The organism is Mesorhizobium sp. BAC0120 (assembly GCF_033542235.1).
Classification (GTDB): Bacteria; Pseudomonadota; Alphaproteobacteria; order Rhizobiales; family Rhizobiaceae; genus JAWRCU01.
Genome location: NZ_JAWRCU010000006.1, coordinates 233,054 through 251,940, shown reverse-complemented (window position 1 = coordinate 251,940; position 18,887 = coordinate 233,054). Strand labels below are relative to the sequence as shown.

Annotated in this window: 14 protein-coding genes and 3 pseudogenes; 5 read left to right on the top strand and 12 right to left on the bottom strand. The window is 62.1% G+C overall.

Annotated features, from left to right (window positions below; translation table 11 throughout):
* Positions 1–44: 44 nt before the first annotated feature.
* The 6 genes from SAZ10_RS16470 to SAZ10_RS16445 form a co-directional block, all read right to left on the bottom strand.
* On the bottom strand, positions 45–686 hold the full coding sequence (locus SAZ10_RS16470; RefSeq protein ID WP_318610399.1) for an invasion associated locus B family protein: 642 nt from the start codon (positions 684–686) through the stop codon (positions 45–47).
* Positions 686–1,513: a SapC family protein gene (locus tag SAZ10_RS16465; protein ID WP_318610398.1), complete on the bottom strand. Its 828-nt coding sequence runs from the start codon at positions 1,511–1,513 to the stop codon at positions 686–688. The genes SAZ10_RS16470 and SAZ10_RS16465 overlap by 1 nt, the downstream gene beginning before the upstream one ends.
* A gap of 5 nt (positions 1,514–1,518) precedes the next feature.
* The gene (locus tag SAZ10_RS16460; RefSeq protein WP_318610397.1) at positions 1,519–1,998 is read right to left on the bottom strand and encodes a hypothetical protein; all 480 of its coding nucleotides are present in this window, start codon (positions 1,996–1,998) and stop codon (positions 1,519–1,521) included.
* Positions 1,999–2,006: 8 nt separating this feature from the next.
* Positions 2,007–8,363 carry an autotransporter domain-containing protein gene (locus SAZ10_RS16455; RefSeq protein ID WP_318610396.1) on the bottom strand — a complete coding sequence of 2,119 codons (6,357 nt, stop codon included), beginning with the start codon at positions 8,361–8,363 and terminating at the stop codon, positions 2,007–2,009.
* Between the two features lie 382 nt (positions 8,364–8,745).
* A complete protein-coding gene (locus SAZ10_RS16450) occupies positions 8,746–9,756 on the bottom strand; it encodes an AraC family transcriptional regulator (RefSeq protein ID WP_318610395.1) in 1,011 nt (336 codons plus the stop codon).
* A gap of 116 nt (positions 9,757–9,872) precedes the next feature.
* A complete protein-coding gene (locus SAZ10_RS16445; RefSeq protein ID WP_318610526.1) occupies positions 9,873–10,772 on the bottom strand; it encodes an AraC family transcriptional regulator in 900 nt (299 codons plus the stop codon).
* A gap of 272 nt (positions 10,773–11,044) precedes the next feature.
* On the opposite strand from SAZ10_RS16445, the gene SAZ10_RS16440 reads away from it, so the two are divergent.
* From SAZ10_RS16440 to SAZ10_RS16430, 3 genes are all read left to right on the top strand, one after another.
* Positions 11,045–12,043, top strand: a complete 999-nt coding sequence (locus tag SAZ10_RS16440; RefSeq protein ID WP_318610394.1) for an AraC family transcriptional regulator — start codon at positions 11,045–11,047, stop codon at positions 12,041–12,043.
* Positions 12,044–12,343: 300 nt separating this feature from the next.
* Positions 12,344–13,195, top strand: coding sequence for a formylglycine-generating enzyme family protein (locus SAZ10_RS16435; protein ID WP_318610393.1), 852 nt, complete (start codon positions 12,344–12,346; stop codon positions 13,193–13,195).
* 56 nt (positions 13,196–13,251) lie between these two features.
* Positions 13,252–13,686 carry a hypothetical protein gene (locus tag SAZ10_RS16430; protein WP_318610392.1) on the top strand — a complete coding sequence of 145 codons (435 nt, stop codon included), beginning with the start codon at positions 13,252–13,254 and terminating at the stop codon, positions 13,684–13,686.
* A gap of 25 nt (positions 13,687–13,711) precedes the next feature.
* On the opposite strand, the pseudogene SAZ10_RS16425 reads toward SAZ10_RS16430, so the two are convergent.
* The 6 genes and pseudogenes from SAZ10_RS16425 to SAZ10_RS16400 form a co-directional block, all read right to left on the bottom strand.
* Positions 13,712–13,849: pseudogene (locus tag SAZ10_RS16425) on the bottom strand (DUF3363 domain-containing protein); the annotation flags it as partial.
* A 267-nt stretch (positions 13,850–14,116) separates the two neighbouring features.
* Positions 14,117–14,173 (bottom strand): annotated as a pseudogene (locus tag SAZ10_RS16420) (hypothetical protein); the annotation flags it as partial.
* Positions 14,174–14,289: 116 nt separating this feature from the next.
* Positions 14,290–14,388, bottom strand: a pseudogene (locus SAZ10_RS16415) (1-acyl-sn-glycerol-3-phosphate acyltransferase); the annotation flags it as partial.
* A gap of 669 nt (positions 14,389–15,057) precedes the next feature.
* Positions 15,058–15,516: a cupin domain-containing protein gene (locus tag SAZ10_RS16410; RefSeq protein WP_318610391.1), complete on the bottom strand. Its 459-nt coding sequence runs from the start codon at positions 15,514–15,516 to the stop codon at positions 15,058–15,060.
* 16 nt (positions 15,517–15,532) lie between these two features.
* A complete protein-coding gene (locus tag SAZ10_RS16405) occupies positions 15,533–15,919 on the bottom strand; it encodes a hypothetical protein (RefSeq protein ID WP_318610390.1) in 387 nt (128 codons plus the stop codon).
* Positions 15,920–15,989: 70 nt separating this feature from the next.
* Entirely contained in the window at positions 15,990–16,901 is a 912-nt protein-coding gene (locus SAZ10_RS16400; RefSeq protein ID WP_318610389.1) for a LysR substrate-binding domain-containing protein, read from the bottom strand.
* On the opposite strand from SAZ10_RS16400, the gene SAZ10_RS16395 reads away from it, so the two are divergent.
* A complete protein-coding gene (locus SAZ10_RS16395) occupies positions 16,881–18,227 on the top strand; it encodes an MFS transporter (protein WP_318610388.1) in 1,347 nt (448 codons plus the stop codon). The genes SAZ10_RS16400 and SAZ10_RS16395 overlap by 21 nt on opposite strands.
* Positions 18,228–18,242: 15 nt before the next feature.
* On the top strand, positions 18,243–18,845 hold the full coding sequence (locus SAZ10_RS16390; RefSeq protein ID WP_318610387.1) for an NAD(P)H-dependent oxidoreductase: 603 nt from the start codon (positions 18,243–18,245) through the stop codon (positions 18,843–18,845).
* Positions 18,846–18,887 lie beyond the last annotated feature (42 nt).

Genomic DNA, 18,887 nt, shown 5'->3' with positions numbered 1-18,887 from the left:
CCGCGCCCTTGGCGCGCCGACCACCAAAATCTGGATCAGCGACATCATCGGGCGAGCGCCGCCACGCGGTCGAGAGCTGTGCCAAAGCCCTGGAGCGAAATGGAGAACGGCGCGGATGCACCCCCATCGGCCGTGGCCTTGACCTTGAGCGCCGCGCCGGCCCGCAACGCCACAAGCGTCGGCGCGTCGAAGCTGATGTTGACGAGGCATCCACCGGGAACGCAGGTGCGGAAGCGGATTGGCTGCATCGCCGGGTTGTCGTCGATCTGGAAAGCAACCCCGGAATCGAGCGCCAGGCCGAAGGGCATGACGAGCGTGCCGGAGATGGTGTTGCCGCTCGGCGGGCTCAGCTCAACGGCGAGGACGCGCTGGCCGTTTTGCTGCGTCTGCACCTGCGACATGGCGCATCGTTTCGCTGTTCCCTGCTGGACGCACGCGACACGCCAATCCTTGTAGGTCTCGGTGAGCGAAGACGCGCCGCCCGGCAGCGTCGAGCCGCCGCCTGTGGTCGGTACCGGCGCGAGTTGGAGACGCTGCGGAGCCGGGTCCTCGTGGTTTTCGTTGACCGAAGCGGCTTGGCTCGGCGTTGCGACGCCTCCCTCCGAAACCAGCCATGTTGTCACGCCGCCGGCGATGGCGATGGCTGCGAGGCACGAATAGCCAATGAAACGGATCTTGCTGCGCATCACGCGAGCGCCTTTCGTTCGTTTGCCCGCTGCGCGTTGAGCTCGAGCAGAGCCTGAAAGCTCTGCATGGAAGCGAGATGAAGGGCCACGAGGGTTAGCCAGCCCCTTGTGTGCCATTCGGTGACGGTGTCGGCCGGAAGCGCCCGGAATGCCGTCTCGTTGACGGCGAGGAAGCCATCGAGTTGACGCCGCGAGCCGTCGGGCAGACGGAAATCGGCGTGGTAGGGCTCGAGCACCTTGGCGGCGACCAGGGCCCGGCCGAAGGCGACCGTGTTGCTGTAGTCCTGATGGTAGGCATGGCAGAATGCCATCGCGTTTTGCGCGGTGGGTGTGGGCTTGCCCTCGGCGTCGAACAGACGCTGCGCGTCATCCCTGGTGGCAGAAACCTTTGCGACGAAGCGATCAGATCCACGATCGACGGAAAGCAGTTGCTGCCCCTGGCCAGGGATTTCCGTCACGATGAATGGATAGCGGCGGACATAGGCGGGCACGTAGCTGCCCGGCCGCCAGGTGCCGTCGCGCTCAATAAAGAGATTGCGCTTCTCTTCGATGGCGACCAACGCGATCGGCGCGGCCTGCTCGCCCATGGCAAACACGATCGGATAATGGCGCATGGCCACGGTGAACTCGCCGGCGCAAAGTGGAATGGCCACAGCTTCAGCGGCAAAGCTGAAATCCGCGGCCGAAATCAGCCCGACGTCGCCGTGTTCTTCAAAGCGAAGAAGCACCGGGTCCTTGTAAAAGAGGGGGAGCGGCGCGGCCGCCGTTTCGTTTTGTATTCTCTTTGTCATGGTCGCCTTGGGTCCTGTCATGGCGCTGTGCGCCAACGGCTTCAGTTGCTGTTCACCGCGCGCACGCGATGGATCTGTATCGTGGGTCTTCCGTCTTCCTCGGAAACAGCATCCGGGCGCGGCGTCAATGGCGGGCCGGCGGCGACGGGCGCGTGAAGCGCTTGATGCCAGGCCCGTTCAACCTCGGTCGTGAAGCGAAAGCCGAGGCTTCGCCGCAGCGTCCAGATCAGCACCTCGGCAAGCTCGTGGTAATAAACCTCGATCAGCCGAAAGACCTTGTGTGATCCGGCGAGCGCCCGCACCGTCGGCAGGATCGCGCCGAAGCGGTTGATGTGCCCGAATATGAGCCTGAGCGTCCCAACGAGCGTCCTGTCCTTCGGATCGACGTCCGCGGCAAACAGCCGATAGACATCCGGACAGGTGTCGAGCAGGCGGGCGTTGAACAAAACGTCCGCCTGTTCGGCCATCGGGATCAATTCCCTGAAGCTCCCCAGAATGAGGGAAATCGCCCGGTCGTCCATTTCCACTCTCAGAACTTCACATTGAGGTTCGCCTTGACGGATTGGTCCGACATGCCCGAGCCGAACTGTCCGCCGTAGGTGACGCCGAGGGTGGCGGACTGCGACAGGTTGAAGTCAAGACCGGCTTCGAGCACGGCCGCATCGCGGGCGATCGGCACCCCGCCGATGGAGAAGGCATCGCCACCGGCCGCGAAGCGCATGGTCGACAGCGGCGTCACGTCCCCGAAGGCATGGCGCCAGCCGAGGGTGCCTTTGGCGGTGACGGCCGCACCGTTCAGATCGAACGTGGTCGAGGCGCGCAGGCCGAGCGCCGTGAACGTCGCATCGGAGGTCTCGCCCTGGCTGGTCAGCGCCGCCGCTCCGCCCTTTTCGGTGAAGCTGTCGATGTGGACGCTGACATAGGCAAGGTTGGCGAAGGGCTCGAACCGGGCCGGACCCATGTTCATGCCGTAGCCAAGCTCACCGAAGACCTGCGCTGTGCCGGCGTTGTAGTCGGCCTTCAGGCTATCCCCGAAGCCGGGGAACGACACGCCGCGGCTGGTGGTCACATCACTCCAGGTGTAGGCGGCGCCCGACCGGAAGGCGAGCTCGCCCCAGGTCGTGCCGCCATAGAGACCGACGTGATAATTGTCGCTCGAGCCGGAGGAACGACGATCCTTGACGTCGAAATCGGTACGGCTGAAGCCGGCGACCGCGCCGAAGCGCCAGGTGTCGAACGCCGGCGCGTGGGCGCCGATGAAGAAGCCGCCGGTCGAGCGGTTGAGGCGGGCGGCATTGTTGTCGCCGTCGGTATGACCCCAGGAGCCGAAGCCCTGACCCCAGAGCGCCAGCCCATCGGCATTCGGCGCGACCGCGACCGGCTTGCCGTCGATATAGGTCACGACGCCGGTCTTCGAAGCCCCCACGCTGTCGAAGGCCGCACGGATGCGGTCGTTGACGGCGTTGCGCACGAAACGGCTGTCCTCGAGCATCGCCGTCTTCGCCGAGGCTTGGATCTCGCCGGAGAGCTGGTCGAAGGCATACTGCGCCTGCGGCGCCGACAGGTTCAGCACTGCATCATAGACCGCATTGCCGAGGCCAAGGCTTTCGACACCGCCGCCGGTGGCGATCTGGTTCGGGGTGATGCCGACATTCTGGAAGCTGATGTCGTTCCGCGTCATTGTCAGATAGATGTTGTTGGCGTCATAGCTGAGCGAAGGCTCGAGGAAGGCCAAGTTCGAGGTGACGCCGCCGGTGAAGGTGCCAGTACGCCCGCCGGTGGCCGTCAGGATGGTGTATTGGGTGGCAGGCGCGTAGTTGCCCGATCCGGCCAGCACCTGCACCGTCCCGCCGTTGATCGTGGCCGTGCCGCTTGCCTTGATGAGATCAGTCTGGCCTGCCGCGTTGACTTCCACCTCGTAAATCGAGCCGGCGTTGAAGGCGATGTTGCCGACATTGAGCGTGCCGATCGAATTGCCGGGTGCGATCACACCTGAGACCACCGTGTTGCCGACCGTGCCGGTGCCTTGCAGGCGGCCGCCCGTCCAGACGTCGAGCGTGCCGCCGAGCTTGCCGTTGACGGCCAGCGTGCCGCTCTCGATCGACGTAGCGCCGGTGAATAGAGAGTTGTCGCCGGTCAGTTCGGTCTTGCCCGAACCGATCTGTCGCAGCGCGCCTGTGCCGACCAGCCTGCTGCCGACGGTTAAATCGTTCGACCGGTTGAAGATGAGGGAGCCGCCGACGAACACATCACCGCTGCCGATCGAGCCCACTGTGCCGCCGTTACCGACGCTCAGCGATGCTCCATTCGAGATGCTCGTGCCGCCAGCATAGGTGTCGTCGGCGGTGAGCGTCACGGCCCCGGTCAAGACCTGTACGATCCCCGCTCCGGAAATCGCGCCCGCGAAAGTCGTGGCGTCGCTGCGAGCGAACCGCAGCAGAGCGTCATTGACGACGGTGCCCAAGATGGAGCCGGTCGTTCCGCCGTTGCCATCGCCGATCTGGAGCGTGCCGTGCTTGATCGTCGTCCCGCCGGAATAGGTATTGTCCGCCGTCAGGATCAGCGTGCCGAGATCGTCCTTCACCAGAGTGCTGTTGCCCGTCAGGACCGCTCCGATCGTGACGGTATCGGAGGCGCTCGCCGCCGTGCCGTCGCCGACGCGGATCGCGGTTGATCCGCCAGCGCCCTTCAGCGCGATCGCATCGCCCGTAACCGTCCAGCTCTGACCGATGAACTGCATTCCGGTCGTGGAGACGCCGCCAGCCGAGCCATCGACCGTCACCGCGCCGGTATTGCCTTGGAAGACTGCGAAGTTGCCGCCCCAGGCCGCAGCGGCAGAGCCGGCCGCGTTGGTCCAATTGGTCGCAGGACCGGCGCTCCAGACGCCGTTGCCGCCATGGATCGTGCCGTCCGCGGTTGTCGTCGTTCCATTCCAGAACTGCATCGTCGGGATCGGGCCGCTGCCGTTGTCGACCACGAGATTGACCTGATGAGACACGGACGTCTGGACCGTGGTGGTCGTGCCCGCCGGCAGGGTCGGGGTGACGCCGACGTTCATGCCATTATCCGTGAGTGCCCCCGTGTAGTCGAAAATGCGATAGACGCCCATGCCGAAGCCACCGGCATCGGTGACGTTCAGCGTGCCGTCGAGCACAAGGTTGCCATTGACTTTGAAGAGACCAGCGCTGCTGCCGGGCGTGCCGAGCGCGACATTCACGTTGGAGCCGGCATTGAGCGTGAGCGCGCCGGTGGTCAGAGTCTGTCCTTGAGCACCCAGCAGCGTGCCGCCCATGATCGTGGTCGGTCCAGTCAGGGTGCCGGTGCCGCCGAGCGTGCCGTTAGCGAATACCTGAGTCGCGCCGCCGAGCGTCCCGTTCACCTGAAGCGTGCCGAATCCGACCGTCGTGGTGCCCGAGAATGCGCCGCTGTTACCGGTGAGCGTCACCGATCCAAGGATCTGGTTATCACCATTGCCGGAGATCGCGCCCCCGAAAGTCACGGCGTCGCTGCGCTTGAACGTGAGATAGCCGTTGTTGACAACGTTGCCGGTGATGGAGCCGCTCGTGCCGCCGTTGCCGAGATCGAGTTCAGCAGACTGCGCGATGGTCGTGCCGCCCGTATATGTATTGTCGGCGGTCAGCAACAATGTACCGGTGCTCACGTCGAGCGAGCCGCTGCCGGTGATCTTTCCGGTCATGGTCAGCGTTTGGCTGAGCGGCACGCGATCGATGACGAGGCGACCATCGTTCTGCACGTCTCCCGAAATCGAGCCATTCACGGCGCCATTGCCGAGCTGGAGCGTACCGTTCCTGATCCACGTTCCGCCGGAATAAGTATTGTCGGCGGTCAGGGTTAGGGTGCCGAGATCGTCCTTCACAAGGCGGCTGTTGCCGGTCAGGACTGCATTGATCGTGGCATGATCGGACGCGCTGGTGGCCGAGCCGTCGCCGACACGGATCGACGTGTCTCCGTTCTGTCCGGCGAGCGTGATCGGGTCGCCTTCGACCGACCAGCCCTGACCGATGAACTGCATCCCCGTCGTGGAGATCGCGCCGGCCGAGCCGTCAACGGTGACCTTGTCCGGATTGTTCTGGAACACGGCGAACTGACCGCCCCAGGACGTCGAGAGGGTGCCGTACAGATTGGTCCAGTTGGTCGAACCGGCGACCCAGGTGCCGCTGCCCCCATGGATCGTGCCGTCGGGGACGGTCGTCGTTCCGTTCCAGAACCGCGTGTTCGCCGCATCCACCAGCAGGTTGACCTGATTGGCGACGGTCGTCTGCACGGCCACATTCGTGCCGTTCGGCAAGGTTCCGATGTTGAGGCCGTTGTCGGTGAGCGTGCCGCCATAGTCGAACACGCGATAGACACCGCCACCAAAGCCACCCGCGTCGGTGACATTGAGCGTGCCGTCGAGCACAAGGTTGCCACTGACTTTGAAGAGACCGGCGCCGCCGGGGGCGCCGAGCGCGACGTTGATTTTGGAGCCGACATCCAGCGCAAGCGAGTTCATCGTCAGCGTATGTCCCTGAACGCCGAGCAGCGTGCCGCTGATGTTGACATCGCCCACGGTGCCGATGCCGCCGAGCGAACCACCGGAAGTAACGCTCAGGGAACCGCCGAGTTTTCCGTCGACCCGCAGTCCTCCCGCCTGGACAAAAGTCGAACCGGAGAAAGCGCCGCTGTCGCCGGCCAAGGTCGTCGTGCCGGCGGCAACTTGGAAAATGCTGCCGTTTCCGGAGATCGCGCCGGCGAGAAGGAGAGCGTTCGAGCGGTTGAAGAACAAGGTGCCGTCGTTGACGACATTGCCAGTGATCGAGCCACTGCTGCCGTTATTGCCGAGGCTGAGCGCGCCACCGTTCGCGATTGTCGTGCCACCGGCATAAGTGTTATCGGACGTCAGCAGCACCGTTCCTGAAGCGACGCCGACCGAGCCGCTGCCGCTGATGTTGCCGGCGAATGTTAAAATGTCCGATCTGGCAAAGACCAGGCGGGCGTCGTTCTGCACGTCCCCCATGATCGAGCCGACTGTGCCGTTATTGCCGATCTGGAGCGTGCCGTTCTTGATCCATGTGCCACCGGTATAGGTGTTGTTGTAGCCGAGGATCAGCGTACCGAGATCATCCTTCACCAGTCGGCTGTTGCCGGCCAGCACCATATCGATGATAGCGTAATCGGACGCGCTCGCCGCCGAGCCGTCGCCAACGCGGATCGTCGTGCTGCCGCCTGAGCCGTTCAGCGTGAGCGGGTTGCCATCGACCACCCAGCCTTGACCTATGAACTGCATTCCTGCTGTCGAGATCGCGCCGGCCGAATTGTCGACCGTCACGGAGCCCGGATTGTTCTGGAATATTGCAAGCTGCCCATTCCAGGGCGAGGCGAATGAGCCGTTGGCGTCCGTCCAGTTCGTATTGCCGGCGATCCATGTGCCGCTGCCGCCGTGAACCGTCCCGTCGGCCGTCGTCGTCATGCCATTCCAGAACTGAGCGGTGCTGGCGCCGACGACGAAATTGACCTGATTGGCGACGGACGTCTGAACGCTTCCGGCCATGCCGTTCGGCATTGTTCCGACAGCGAGCCCGTTGTTCATCAGGGTGCCGCCATAGTCGAAGACGCGATAGACGCCGGCGCCGAAGCCCCCGGCATCGCTGACGTTGAGTGTGCCGTCGAGCACAAGGTTACCATTCACTTTGAAGAGACCGGCGCTGTTGCCGGGCGAACCGAGAGCGACGTTGATGCTTGAACCGGCGTCCAGCGCTAGCGAACCCATCGTCAACGTGTGGCCCTGAGTGCCCAGGAGCTTGCCGCCCGACAAGACGGATACCGCGCCCGTCAAGGAGCCCTTTCCGCCGAGCGCTGCGCCCGTATCGACATCCACCGTGCCGCCCAGCATACCGTCGATGATCAGCGTACCGCCATTGACGATGGCGCCTCCGGTGAAGGCGCTTGAGTCCGCTGTGAGGATGGTCGTGCCATTGACCTGGCCAATCGTGCCAACCCCGGAAAACTTGGGAGAGAACGTGTAGCTTGAACTCGTATGGCTGAAGATAACTTCACTGTTTTGACCAATGAAGACTTCGGCGGCATTGAGCGTGCCGGGTGCTGCCGCGCTCGAACCCGGAATCGGCGTTCCTGCGTCGCCGATGAAGAGTACGGAGTTCGAATTGCCCCCCATGCCGATATTCACGATGCCCGCGCCATTGCCGACTGTGACGGTCGCACCATCTGAAATGACCAAGCCGCCTGGGCCCGCCGAAGCACTCGCGCCCCCGACAAATAAGGATTGCCCAACCGACAGGTTGGATCCCGGCCCGCTGACGATAACGGCGCCAAAAGCTGAGGGACGATTACCAAGGACAAGGTTGTCGCTGACCGTTACCGATCCGCCATTCGTGATGTTCAGTTCGCCGCTGGCGTAATTGCCCACGTACAATGAACCGAAGGTCGTCCAACTCGAATTAGCGCCGGTGACTGTCGCCGAGCTGAACGCTGAGGTCGACGTTGAGGACGCCCCCTTCCCGATATAGGCATCAGCATGGGCTGCCGACGTTCCAGTCACGAGCACGCCGCCATGGAAGACCGTCAGGTCTCCAACCCCAAGTCCGCCGACAATAAAATCGCTTGAGACATCCCAGCGCGAACCGGTGCCATCGATAGTTACGCGGCCTTGGGAACCCAGGTTCTGGCCGATGATGCCGGTATCGCTGACAACGACGCCGGGAGTTACTCCGTCCCCGATCGCAAACGTTCCGGCGCCCGTATCGCCAATGACGAGTGTGCCGGTAACGTTCCAAGGGGACCCATGATCGCCCGGCACCGTGACCGTGGCGTTGTCGATAACAGTCTGGGCATGAGCCAGCTGTTCCGAACCCAGCAGAACCAGCAATGCGGCCCCGCCAAGGAGCGCGGTGCGAAACCTCTCCAGCCTAGGTTGATAGACGGCGCTCGAAATAGCTGAACGAGCGAGCGAACGCTCCAACATCAAGCAATTACGAGCAAACGAGCGCTTCGCCGAAGCGCTTTCTTCTTTATTATATTTCAGCATTATCACCCCAATCCGCCAGAGTCCGGTCTAGGACTCAGCATAGGGACGCAGGCATTTCAGGGCTTGGGCTCGACGGCGGCTTGTTTTGGGCCGTCCGGTACAATTGGCGAAAGGTGACAGATGTTGCGAGCATGCAACATGCCCTCACACCTTCAACCGCTGCATTTTTGCGCTGGTCGAAAGCCGAGTCGGTCAGGCGACGAATCGCGGAACTGCGATTCAATTATGAAAGTTCGATAGATTGGTTTGCGGGATTGCGGATCGCGCGCTCGCGAGCGTCCGAAGGTGTTTCGCCGAACCTTCGGCGGAACGAATGGTTGAAATGCGAGATGTCACCGAACCCGCACGTCAGCGCGATCTCCCCGATTGAGCGGCGGCGCTCCATCGGATCGCACAGCAGGCGATAAACTTTGCGCAATCGCTGCTCGCGAACGAAATCGCCAAATGTGGTCCCATCGGCGTTGAACAGGTCGCGAACATAGCGCGGCGACACTCGGTGCCGGGCGGCAACGTGCTCGATGTTCAGATCGGCTTGGGTCAGATTGGCGAGAATGTCGCTTTTCACCGCTTGCAGTCGCGCCGCGCGCAGGCCGCCGTTTCGCGCGACTTCCTCCTCGCCCCGCGTCGCCCCGATCGCCAGGACCGCCAGGTCGCCCATATGGGCGGCGCTCAGCGCCAGCAGTTCGGGCGATGTCGGCGCGCTCGCGCCCAGCAGAACATCGATATAGGTGCGGAGCAGCCGCAACGCTTCCGTCGAAGCAGGAATGGGGCGCATGAAGACATTATCGACGTTCCTCACCACTCCTTCCAGCAAACGGCGGGACAGCGCGACGGAAACGAAATCGCTCGTCTCCAACTGCCGCAAGGTTCCTTTCTCTGCATTCGACCAGAGAAAGGCCGCCCCCTCGTCCGGAATGACCTCGCGGTCTCTCTGTGTCACCGACAGGCGGCCCCGCCGGATAATGTTCAAAACGAAGTTGTCGTCGCCATCGGCCAGATGGCTCGATGTCCTTTTGGCCGTAACCGCTCCGGATATCAGCGACGACCAGATCGTCACATCGGGAAGCGCGCGAATGCTGGACTCGCAAAGGAGCGGGTCGTTGCTGACAAGTTCGAGGTCGAGCTTTGAGATCGAGCGGCCGAAAACCTCCCGCCAGACGGGCACTCGGTCCCGCTCGGGAAGCTCGTTAGTCGAAAACGTCAAAATGCCGGCCCGCTCGGGCATAGCTTCCATACGCATCCCTTCTTTGAGAGGCACGAGGATACAGCGTCGCCCGATAACCGTCTTGGGCTACGGGGCGGCCCGGCTTGGGCTGTGCGGCAACGCGGCCATCAGTAGCGGTTCATTCCCTACTTGGCGACACCCGCCCGTACACCGCCGGGGGTCACGCCGAAGCGGCGGCGGAAGCCGTGGTTGAAGTGAGACAGATCGCCAAACCCGCACTCAGCGGCAATTTCTCCGATGGTTCGATTGAGTGTCACCGTACTGCTGAGAAGGTGATAAGCGCGCCGAAGACGATGCTCGCGAACGAAATCCCCGAATGTCGTTTCTTCGCCGCTGAAAAGCTCGCGGACGTAGCGGGGCGATATGCCGTGTCGCGCCGCGACGGCTTCAGCGCTCAATTCCGGCCGGCGGAGATGCGCGAGGACATCCGCCTTGACGGCGAGCAATCGCGCCGCGCGCAAGCCTCCTTTGCCCGCCGCCTCCGATGCGTCGCGCGTCGCGCCCAGGGCAAGAGCCGCGAGATCGTGGATATGCGTCGAGCTTGACGCGAGCAGCGCGGCGGGCATTCGGCCAGGTTGGCTCTGGAGAATCCCCACATACGAGATCAGCAGCCTCAGCGGTTCCGACAGCGCGGGGATCGGCCGCATGAGGCTCCGGTGGATATCGGCAACGGTTGCTTCCAGACTGCGGCGCGTGATGGCGATGGTCAGCAAATCCATGGAGGAATTTCGTGAGTAGCCGGTCGAGGCGTTCGACCAAAGATAGGCGCCACCATCCGCGATGTTGACCTCCCGGTCACGCTGCTGCGCGGTCATACGTCCCTTCTTCATGATGGTGAGTACGAGGTTGTCGTCACCGTCGGCGACGAGCCCTCTCGTTCGGCGAACGGTTGCTGCGGACGCCGAAGATGATCGGATCGTGAGGTCCGGCAAGACATGAACAACGGACTCGCTGCGAAATGGTTCGTCATCGGATGGCTCCAGATCGACCTTGACGATGGAGCGCGCGAAGAGATCCCGCCACATCGGAATCCTGTCACGTTCGCCGATGTCGTTGGTCGAAAATTTCAGTATTCGAGCGTCGTTTTCTTCAGCCACCGTCCTGCACCCGCCCTTCCGACGCGAAATATATGTGGATGGGCACAGGCGGTCTTGGGCTATCCGGAACTACGTTTTGGGGTGTCGGGCAAAATGCTCAATCGAGTTTGACGTCGCACCCTTGGCATGTTCATTGAGATGAAGCCGAAACTCTAAAATCGTATTTCTTCGAAACGGCCCGAGAGGTGCCGAGACCTGTATTGGTCATTTCGCTTCTCGGAGGAGATGCTTTGAATAGTCCGATTACCACAACCAGCCTGGCAAGCTCGTCGGCCTCCGGTGTGACTTCCGTCGACGCCTTTCGGGAGCTCTACGGCCGCGCCGTGATGCGCCTGGAGATTGACCCCGTACCGGGGCATCCTTTCGAGCTCGACTTCGCGATACGGGCCGTCCCCGAGTTCTCGATCGCGTCCGGACGGCTATCGCCGACGGTAAACCGCCACCCTGTCTCGCTGATCGACAACGAGGACATTGTTCTCGTGTGGGTGGAACAGGGAAGCGGCTCCATCCGACAATTCGGTCGCGAGGCATCTATCAGCGATGGCGGAGCCGCCTTTGCGTCCAATGCGGAAGTCGGGGAGTTTCGCGGACATTCCGCGTCGCAGCTCCACAATTTCCGCTTCAGCCGAAAAATGCTCTGCGACATGTCGGTCGATATCGAGTCGGCGATGGCTCGCGCGATCCCGCATGATAATGCGGCACTCGGGCTGCTGACGCGCTACGCGAGCGTCATGGATGATTTCGAGGCGATGGCGTCGCCCCAATTGCGTTGGGCCGTCGTCACCCACATGCACGATCTGGCCAGCGTCCTGCTCGCAGGCATTCAGGACATCAAACAACTGGACGGCCGCCCCGGCGTGCGCGCCGCGCAGTTGCGCGCCATCCTCGACGACATCAAGCAAAACCTCACCGCCCGCGATTTGTCTCCCGCGACAGTCGCCCAGCGTCACCGCCTGTCGACGCGGACGCTTCGCGATCTGTTCAAAGGGCAGTCGACGACCTTTACCGATTACGTTCTCGAACAAAGGCTCGAACTCGCTCATCGCCGGCTGACCGATCATCGACACGCCGGCCAGACCGTCAGTGCGATCGCGTTTGAGTCCGGCTTCGGCGACATCTCGTATTTTAATCATGCCTTCCGCCGGCGCTACGGGCTGACCCCGTCCGATGCGCGCGTGAAAGCAACCTCGGACAATTAACGCTCAATGAGGCGACAGGTTAAACTCGAGCGTGCGTATGCGCCTTCCTTCCCTCCCTATCGGGCGCGGACTTTAGCGAGACAGCGCAACGTCTTCGACGAACGCGCAGATCACGAGACGAATGACACGGCGGATGCGCCGTGAAGTGGGCTTCAAAGGGGAAAGCACGGAATGAAGAAGCACGTCTTTAGAATAGGACTCCTCACAGCGCTCGTCGCAGTGGCCTCAATCCAGCCGACGCTTTCTGCGGCCAAGAAAAAGCCAATCCACAAGCATCAAAAGCCCCCGGCGGAAAAGTTGGTGGAGACGCCAAAAGACCCACCCCGCCAGATCACGCCATGGGGCGGCTCTCCGCTGTCGGCCGAGGTGGAGGCGACGCTGAAGCCGAAAGACAGCTTCAAGGAATGCGCCGACTGCCCGGAAATGGTCGTCGTGCCGGCCGGCACGTTCATGATGGGCACGCCCGCCAATGAAATCGACCGCTATGAGGGCGAGGACCCGCTGCATCGCGTGACCATCGCCAAGCCTTTCGCCGTCGGCCGCTTCTCCATTTCCTTCGACGAATGGGATGCCTGTCTTGCCAATGGTGGATGCAATGGCAAGCGAGGCGACGATCATGGCTTCGGTCGCGGCCGCCTGCCGGCCCAGGGCATCAGCTTCGAAAACGCGCAAGCCTACCTGGCCTGGCTCTCGAAGAAGGTCGGGCGGACGTATCGCCTGCCGAGCGAATCCGAACGTGAATATTTCACGCGGGCTGGCACCACGACGCCGTTCTGGTTCGGCAAGACCGTCAGCGAGCATGACGCCAACTACGACGCATCCATACCCTATGGCGACGGCCCGCGCGGCAAGCGCAGCGAAGGTCCGAAGCCGATCGACTTCTACAAGCCGAATCCATTCGGGCTCTACCAAGTTCATGGGAACGTCCGCGAGCTGACCATGGACTGCTATAACAAGCGCTATACCGAAGATACGCCGACCGACGGTGCCCCCTGGCTGGACGGTGACTGTTCCAAGCGTGTCGTGCGCGGCGGACAATGGGACCTGTCGGCAAACCAGATACGCTCGGGTGCCCGCGACGAGGCCCGTGTCGATAGCGAAGGTGGAATAAAAGGCTTTCGCGTCGTGCGTGATCTCAATGCACTTCGGTAGAAGGCGCGAACGGAAATGCTCATAGCGGTGACGCAATGAAGCACCTCCGCCTCGTCTTGGCGCTCGCCGGATTCTCCATCCTCCAGCCGGAGCCGGCCGCGGCGGCGGGCTGCGCCTATCACGACGCGGAGCGGCTCGGCCGGGATGTCGCTCGCCACTTCGAGGCGAAAACCTTGAATCAGCTCGGCCGGCGCTTGCCCGCACACGCCGTCCGGCTGCACATCGGGCATTCCATCGACGACGGGCTCGAGCTGACGGATCAGGTAGCGGTGACTGACCTAGAAGCCCGTCTGTCGGCGGCCGAGACCGCCGATCCACGCCAAGCCGCGCCCCAGCGGCAGATTCTCGGAAAAATGCAATGCCGCGGACTGTCCTGCGAGTTCGGACCGTTCGGGATCCTGCACAACAATCTCTATCTGCAACACGTCAGGTTCGCGAGAAGCGGGGGTTGCCTGACGCTGGCGGAGATCGAGCTCCTTGACGGCGACTGATCGCCCGTTGCCGCCAATCCTTGCCTCAAATTGCTAACCCTCGCTGCCGGCCCAATCGCCACGAGACCGATCCGCCCTGGACGTCGCTCATGACCTCGCGACCGAGCTGGCGGTCAACAACCGGCCGCCATGGGACAAGAGTGAATTCATGGCTCTGCTCGACCCACGGCGACCTTGCCAGTAGAGTGGGTTTTATCAGCTCGTGGAGATCGGGTTCCCCGGACAGGATTGTCCCACTAACTGCATCGCGCAGCCGGACGACGGACGCGAAATGCTTGCCCGGAGGCGTGACCGGCTGTTCGATCGTTACGCTGATCAGTGCATATCTGGGAAACCATTGATGGCTGCGCAGCATCGAGCGTGTGCCCCGGATGACGCAGGGCAGCACTGCGAGATCGGCTTCAGCGGCTATTTTGAAGCCGCCGAGATAGAATGCCGAGAGACCGGATCTGCGGGTAAACGATCCTTCCGGAAAGAAGACCAGCATGCGGCCCTGTCGCGCAAGAGCAACCAGCTCCTCGGCACGGGCAGTCTGCCCGAGACGTCATAGCGCTCGACGAAGGGGATGCCGACGCGTCTGAGCAGCGTGCTCGCAAGACGTTGTCTGGCCAATTCGCGCTTGGCAACAATCGCCGGTTCGCCGGGAAGGACCGCCGACAGGACGAGAACATCGGCATACCTGGAGTGGTTGAACACAAGCATCGAGCCGCGAGCTCGGATGCGGTCAATGCCGCGTAACGAGAGCGGAACACCCCAAGCTGCCAGAGTGACCCGGGCCATCGCTCGGATCGCCGACCAGCGCCAGTCAAGGCGCGGGAGGACAGCCACGGCCAGGCAATCGGCCAGGAATGCCCAGCCGAGCACAGCCCACCGCTAGGCGGCATATCTTAGTCGATCCGAAGATGCTGCAGCACAAGCTCGGCTAACTATTTGCTCTCGCCGCTTTCGCGCAGCGGGTCATGACTTGGTCCTCGATCGGTTGCAAAGTCCGCATCAGTCGAGCGATACGGCCTTTGCACTCGCGTCCGCGTAGGGCTGGAAATGGCGCAACCGAGTGCTTGCCGGAGGCGCACGGCGGCTATCTTGAACCCTTGCCGGAACGCGGCGTTCGATCCAAACGCAACCCTTCTTTTGAGCATACTGAATGGCCGCTTTTGCGCCGACTCCGGACCTCGGCTTGGACGCAGCGAACGTCGCACTGCGGCCCCAAACCGGTCGAGCTCTCTCTCAGTGTTCCCGGCGCGCGGCCGTGGCTTGCAGAAAAGGCCGTCCCGCCGGGGCGGCGGGACGCATTTTCGAGCAGCCTAGGGTAGCTGCTTAGCGAAGTTGTGCTCTATTCCCACTGAAAAGGAAGTGAGAGCGGCCAGTGCGTCAGGAAGCCATTTGAAGGGCTTCGATGCCATGGCGCCGCATGGCCGCGCCGACGCGGGCGAAATCCGGCGTAGCCTGGGGCTCGGCCGTTCCGATCTCCCGAAAGAAGGCGGTCATCGACGGCTCGATAAGCACCAGCATGCGCGCAGGCTTGCCGCTCTCGTTTGAGTAGTTGTGCGGCGCGTGGCCGTCGATGCGCACTGAAGTTCCCGCTCCAGCCGAGACTGCCGTCGGCGGCTTGCCGGCAGCGAAGTGCCGGATCATGACCTCGCCGTCGATCACATAGAAGAGTTCCGGCGAGGCGTGGCTGTGCGGCGGTGTGCCGGAACCCGGTGGTATCTCCACCTCGATAACTTCGAGGTTCGATCCCGCAAGACCGCCCAGAAAGCGTATGCGGTCGCCGACGACCCAGCGCGTCTCGCCTTGTTGCATGGTGGTAACGTGTATGCTCACGGCCATTCTCCTTGTCTTGATATTATGTCCGCGGCAATGAACCCGGAGCGACCGCGGACAGAATCGTATTGAGCGCCCAAGAGGCGGCCTCTCCGGCTTGGGCTCCGGTGAGACCGCCATAATCCTTCAGAACCTCCCAGGCGGAGGCCGAGTAGAGCAGGTGCGCCAGCGCCTCGACCCTCCGGACCTCAGCTGGCGATAGGTCGGAAAGGACGGGGGCGAGCGCCCCAGCAAAGCGCAGGCGCCGGCTGGCGACCATGCCGGTGCGCATGTCGCGCCCGGTGCGCGAGTGCAGTGAAGCGCGGATGGCCGCCTCATGCGCATCGAAACGCGGAAAGGCTTGCTGCGGCCCGTTGACGATGTCTCCGACATCTTCCGGTGCGATGGACGCGCCCATCAATTCGTCCATATGCAAACGCCTGATTTGCGATAATTCCTCCCGCACGGTGCCGAAAGTGGCCGCTGCCATCCATCCGTTTTCACGCGGGCACAAACCGCATCGTCACCGGCATGCGTTCAGCGATGAACTCGACCACCGCCCGAACGGACGGCAGTTGTCCGCGACGATGCGGCACCAGGATTGTTGTCATCGACCCGCCGGCACTCCAATCCGGCAGGAGACGAACAAGCTGACCCGTCTGGATGTGGGGCCAACCAAGTCCATCTGGAAGATTGGCAATAGCTACACCGGCAAGGGATGCCTTCAGTGTCGTATGTGGATCATCCGAGAACAGTTTTGGAAAGGGTAGGACGTCGACTGACACGCCGTTTGCATTTCTAAGTTGCCATCGAAGATTGTTGCGTATGCTCTCGACAAAGATTCCGAAATGGCCCTTGAGGTGTCCCGGTTCTGTTGGCGCACCATGCTTTGCGAGATAGTCAGGCGAGGCGACAAGATAGTTAGGCGAAAAGCCGAGGCGGCGCTGCACATATTCGGAGTCGGGCAGCGTCTCGCGATGCGCGCGGATCGCGATATCAATGTTCTCATGCACCAAATCCACATAGCGATTGGTTGTGACAAGACCGATCTGGATTTTTGGATGAACTCTGGACAACTCTGTCACCAGATCGGCTAGAGCCATCTGCACCGTCGCCGCCGAAGCGGTGACCCGCACAAGACCACGAGGTTCGCCCAATCGGCGTTTGACCGCTTCCTCGGCAGCATCCGCTTCTATCAGCGCCGCCTTGGCGTGCTGATAGAAATCCTCTCCCGTATCCGTAATCACGAACTGGCGGGTCGTGCGGTGAATAAGCCGGACGCCGAGGTCTTCTTCAAGCGCCGCAACCCGCTTGCTGATGCTCGATTTTGGGATGCCGAGCTTGCGTGACGCAGACGCGAAACCTCCGTGATCCACCACTTGGACGAAGAAATGGAGGTCATTGAGCTTCATTACCGTTGTCCACAGATTGAGACAGTCAGTCCACGTTTTGCCGCCTACAGGGTCATTGTTTCCCATCTTACACAAATATCCATGAATGACCATTCGCATGTTGGACAGGGTCACGTGGCGTCAGAAGACTTTCCTGCTGATAGAAGCGGCAAGCCAACATCAACTCCACAAGGCACGGGAACCCTCGTAGCCCTGCTGGGCGCAAGCTGCCTCACAGCCATGGCAGCGACCGCCATTACTCCATCCCTTCCAGGCATGGCCGAGACGTTCGCGGATACGCCCAATGCCCAGTTCTTAGCCCAGATAGGATTGACGTTGCCGGCCTTGGTGATTGCTGTCGCCGCCGCTCCGGTCGGTGCGATTGTCGACCGGATCGGCGCGCGGACTGTCCTTGTGTTTTGCGCCGCGCTTTTCGCACTTGCCGGTTCGGCCGGTTTATACGCTTTGAATCTTCCGGTTCTTCTCGCCAGCCGTGCCGTGCTCGGATTGGCGATTGCAGGCATCAGCACGGGCGCGCTGGCGCTGGTGGGTGGCCTCTATCAAGACGATAAACGTCATCATGTCGTCGGATTGCAGGGAGCTGCTTCTTCGTTCGGCGGGATGATGTTCCTGATGCTCGGAGGATTGGTTGCGGCAACGAGCTGGCGACTGCCATTCGCCACTTATCTCCTTTCTTTGCCGCTATTGCCTCTCTTTCTGCTGTTCTTGCCGCGTGCAGTCCACAAGCAACCTGTGGCTGACAAACCGGCGGGAGCGGAGGGTGTCGAGTGGGCGCAGGTGACGATGGCATATACTAGCGCGTTCGTGGGAATGATCCTGTTCTACGTCATTCCGGTGCAACTGCCTTTTCATCTGGCGCACCACGGTTTCATCGATCCGGCACTGACTGGCTACGCGCTATCGCTCTGCACGCTTTGCGGCGGTATTTCCGCAACCCTCTACAGCCGGATTCACCGGCGTATGACGCCGCTGTCGATCATCACCGTCGCGTTTATCCTGATTGGGATAGGTCAGCTCCTTGCCGTGGGCGGCAACTACGGGGCCATTCTAGCTGGGATGGCGGTTGCCGGTGCGTCCACGGGTTTGTTGTTGCCGACCGTGAACGGGCTGGTCCTCGCAAGCACCCCTGTCAGCAAGCACGGACGGTTCTCCGGTGGCGTGGCGAGCGCCCTGTTCATCGGGCAGTTTGTGGCTCCAGTCAGCGCGAGCGTCGCCGCCAGCGTTGCCGGCACCGTTTTCTTGGGCACGTCCATCGCAGCGGTTGCTGTCGCGCTTGTCCTGCTGCTTGGCCAATTTCGAGCCAAGCGTGGCCAAAACTCTGCCTAAAAGAAGGAACCTTTCATGTCGCAAATTCGCATCGGCATCGTGATTAGCACTACCCGCGAAAATCGCTTTGCCGACAAGCCCACCCAATGGCTGCTGAAACAGATCGAAAACCACCCCGAGCTAAGCGCGGAACTGCTCGACCTGCGCGCGTTCCCGATGCCATTCTTCGACGAGCAAACTGCGCCTGCATATGCACCGCCACGATGCGAGGCGGCACGGCGCTGGGCCGCGCGCATTGCGAAGATGGACGGGTTCATCTTCGTCACCGCCGAATACAACCGCAGTATTCCGGCCGTGCTGAAAAACGCTCTGGATTATGCCTATCAGGAATTTAATCGGAAGCCCGCCGCGTTCCTTGGTTATGGGGGCGTGGGTGCCGCCCGTGCAATCGAGCAACTTCGCCTTATTTGCATCGAACTCCAGCTCGCCCCGCTGCGCAACGCGGTTCACATCGCGATGGAACAATATCTCGCGGTCTTGAACGCCGAGCGGCAGATCGAGGACTTCCATTTCCTGAATACCAGCGCCTTGTCCATGCTTCGAGATTTGAGCTGGTGGGCACGCGCTTTGCACGTTGCGCGCAATGACGGCGCAACGTCCGTTCCAGACGCCGGATAGCAAAATGCGGCGGCGGCGATCAGCACCAATGAATGATCGCCC